The organism is Streptomyces sp. NPDC059866, assembly GCF_042731325.1.
Lineage (GTDB): Bacteria > Actinomycetota > Actinomycetes > Streptomycetales > Streptomycetaceae > Streptomyces > Streptomyces flavusporus.
This window is the reverse complement of the sequence record NZ_JBHWJT010000116.1, coordinates 1-3025: the sequence shown is the minus strand read 5'-3', so window position 1 is coordinate 3025 and position 3025 is coordinate 1. Positions and strand designations below refer to the sequence as shown.

Here is a 3025-nt window from a genome sequence, read left to right as displayed (position 1 = left end):
CCGCCGTACTGGAGTCCACCGGTACGTCTCGGCCCGTAATCCGCCGATGATCGCGTTGATTTTCTCCAGGGACATGCCGTCCACGGTCTCCCCGGGCGTCATCGCACCCTTGTTGGCGTAGATGCGCCCGTAAGCCATCAGGAACAACTGCGGGTTGAACAACTGCCGATACAGTCTTTCCAGCGGCAGACTTCTTCTGCCGCGTTCCCGGAGGACGTCCAGCACCGTTGCGGTGCTCTGCATTACGCATACCTCCCATCGCCGGACGCCTCAATCACCTGTGCCCCTTCGCCCTGTGACCGGCTTTCCCGGCCTCCCTGGCAGGTCGTCACTCCTGCGACTACTACGGGCACTCCGTCGCCATAGGGCTCGCGCCCCGTAGGCGATCCCGTGGTACGTCTTCGTTGTACGTATCGAGCGCGACGTAGGCCGCCCACTCATTCCCTTGGCCGCCCTCGCTGGGAGGCGCTCACGCCATGGAGGTTGCCCCAGCCTCCAACCGCGACCGAGACATGACGTGACGTCGAATTCAGGCGCCGTTTCGACGGGTGTCTTTCGCACCACTGGGAATTGGGCTTCAAGCAATCAAGCCTTAGCCATATCGCGCGGGTCTTGCGGCACTCCGCCCTGGACGCCTCCAGACGGACACCACTTCCCGAGCATGCTGTTGTCCCCTCACGCTTTCGCGCTCAAGTAAGCCCGGCGACCCAAGAACCTCCCTCCAAGTTCATCCCGACTGCGTCGGGGATACAACGAAGCGCCTCACGGCGCACGCTGGTCCAAGACCTTCACCGATCCGCGGCTCTGCGCGGCCATCGTCGACCGGCTCACCTTCAACGCCACCCTGACCGAGACCGGCACCGACTCCTACCGCCTCGCCAGCACATGAGCCCGGGCTGAGGAACCCGCCAAGGTCGGCTGAGTGCGATAGCTGCCGATCTTGACGTGAGCGACGAGGGGGTTGAGGGACATCGGAACGAAGACCGGTGCTAAAAGATTGTTGCATGTGGGTTCAGCGAGTGATCGAACTGACCGGGTGGGAGCCGCTCGGGATCTCCGTCGACTGGGCGGCGATCGAGGGAGAGCTGGGGGTCCCGCTGCCGGCGGACTACAAGGAGCTCTACGAGGTGCTCGGCGGCGGCGTCTTCAGTGATTCCGTCTACTTTCTGGGGCGCGACGAGGGCGTCTCGTTCGACTTCCTGACACAGTGGCGGGTCTCCCTGTCGGTCGACCAGGACAGCAAGCTCGGAGACGTCTCCGCCGTCGATCCCTATGCGATCTACGCGCCGGGCGGCAAGGGGCTGGTCGAGTGGGGCTCCACCGAATGGGCCGACGAGTACTGCTGGCTGATCGATGCCGAGCGGCCGGGCGATTACCCCGTCCTTGCGCGGTCCGATGACGGCGGCGCATGGGACCGGTACGACATGTCCACCTCTGAGTTCCTCTACCGCGTCCTTGCCGATGCCGATTTTCAACCTTTCGGGATCGCGCAGTACGACCTCGGCACGACGTTCAAGCCCGGCTCCGGCGGCCCCTTCGACGGCCAGCCGCTCTGACCAGAGGCTGGCCGTCCCACGTTCGTGGACATGACAGTACCGTCGTTTCTCATCGAGATCCGTGAGCCAGGTGATCACCAACTGCCTCCGGAACCGGTCGCCAAACGCTGTTCCTAGAGATCAACGAAGCCAGAGGCCGTGAGGCCAGCACCTGCGGCCTCCCCAGGGGCGCAGCGAGGGTTTCCCTGCGCCCGGCCGTGTGAGGTCACGCCCGGGGCGGCGCGTGAGGATCAGCCGGTCAGCACAACCTTGGGTGCCCCGTTACCGGAGGAGTCGAGTCCCTCGGGGTCGAGATCGACGGTCACCACCCGGGACGCACCCTGGTACTCGCCATGCACGGTGAACACCAGGGCCCACGACCCGGGGTCCCCGTCTGCGGACGCTCATCGACGCCGAAGGACACTGGCGACAAACCACTCATCAGCGGTCGGCTTCACGCGATCGCGTCTGTGCCCCAGGACTCTCGTGCCGCTTGGGTCAGGGATTGGCGCGTCTGCAGGTAATTCTGCCGGAGCTGGGAAAGCCGCTCGCTACTGTCGGTGGGATCTGCGGCGTCCGAGACCAGAGCCCACATATCCTCGGTGTCTAGCTGCGGTACTGCTTCCAGGGCGGCCTGGGCCTCGGCGTACACCCTGGGTCGGGTTGCCGACTCCTGTGGCCCCCAATCCAAGGGATCTGAAGCTCGCAGCTGCTCCAGGGCCAGCCGCGCACGCTCGGCCACTGGCCCTCCAGGATCGGACGGATCGATCGCAGCTAGAACTCGCGCTGCCCGAACTACTCGAGCTTGCCTGTTTGCTGCGTGCCACATGTCCAGTACCGCGTTCAACAGGAAGACGAGCGGATTGTGCATGGTGGAAGGCAGGGCGAGCTCGGCCTCAGCGTGTGATCGATGTAGTTCCCGGAAGGTCAACTCGGCCTCTGGCGGTGGCTCCGACGCCGACACATAGGAGTCCTTGCACAAGTCAAAGCATGCGCTCGCAATCCCCAGGTACGTCGACAGGGCAGACCACTGACGTTCATGTAAAGCCTGCTGTCTTGCGGCCCCGGCCGCTGTCGCTGCCGCATCTCTTGCCGCCTGCGCCTGATCGTGCCCTCCACGGGCCTGGATCCGGGCGCCCAGAACAGTGCCCGCAAACGTCCCCACGATCGTGCCGCCCACACCTATGGCGCCGATCAGAGCCACTACGATGTCCGACCTCATGAGCCAGATCATCCCGTAACGCAAGTTGCCTGAGCACTAAATGCAACTCTGAAGCAGATCGTGCTGTGATTCAGCAGCGCGAGACCTGCCCGCACGTGCCCGAGGGCTGAGCCGGCCAGTCTGCGCGCCCGACAGGAGGCTCCTGCCGCCCTCGAGCCTCGTCCGGCAGCGTCCGCTAGTGCTGTGACCGGAAACCTTTGCCGGGCCACTCGTTGTGTTGGGTGTCAGTGACGGCGTGTGGCAGGGGGCGGGTATGGCATCACCGGTG

At 64.8% G+C, this 3025-nt stretch carries 1 protein-coding gene and 2 pseudogenes; 2 read left to right on the top strand and 1 reads right to left on the bottom strand.

Annotation, left to right across the window (positions count from 1 at the left end; genetic code table 11):
- Nucleotides 1-243 (bottom strand): annotated as a pseudogene (locus ACFV7R_RS46895) (maturase); the annotation flags it as partial.
- 532 nt (nt 244-775) lie between these two features.
- On the opposite strand from ACFV7R_RS46895, the pseudogene ACFV7R_RS46890 reads away from it, so the two are divergent.
- Together ACFV7R_RS46890 and ACFV7R_RS46885 are read left to right on the top strand one after the other, a co-directional pair.
- Nucleotides 776-889 (top strand): annotated as a pseudogene (locus ACFV7R_RS46890) (ATP-binding protein); the annotation flags it as partial.
- 130 nt (nt 890-1019) lie between these two features.
- Nucleotides 1020-1556, top strand: coding sequence for an SMI1/KNR4 family protein (locus ACFV7R_RS46885; protein ID WP_385276900.1), 537 nt, complete (start codon nt 1020-1022; stop codon nt 1554-1556).
- Nucleotides 1557-3025: the final 1469 nt, after the last annotated feature.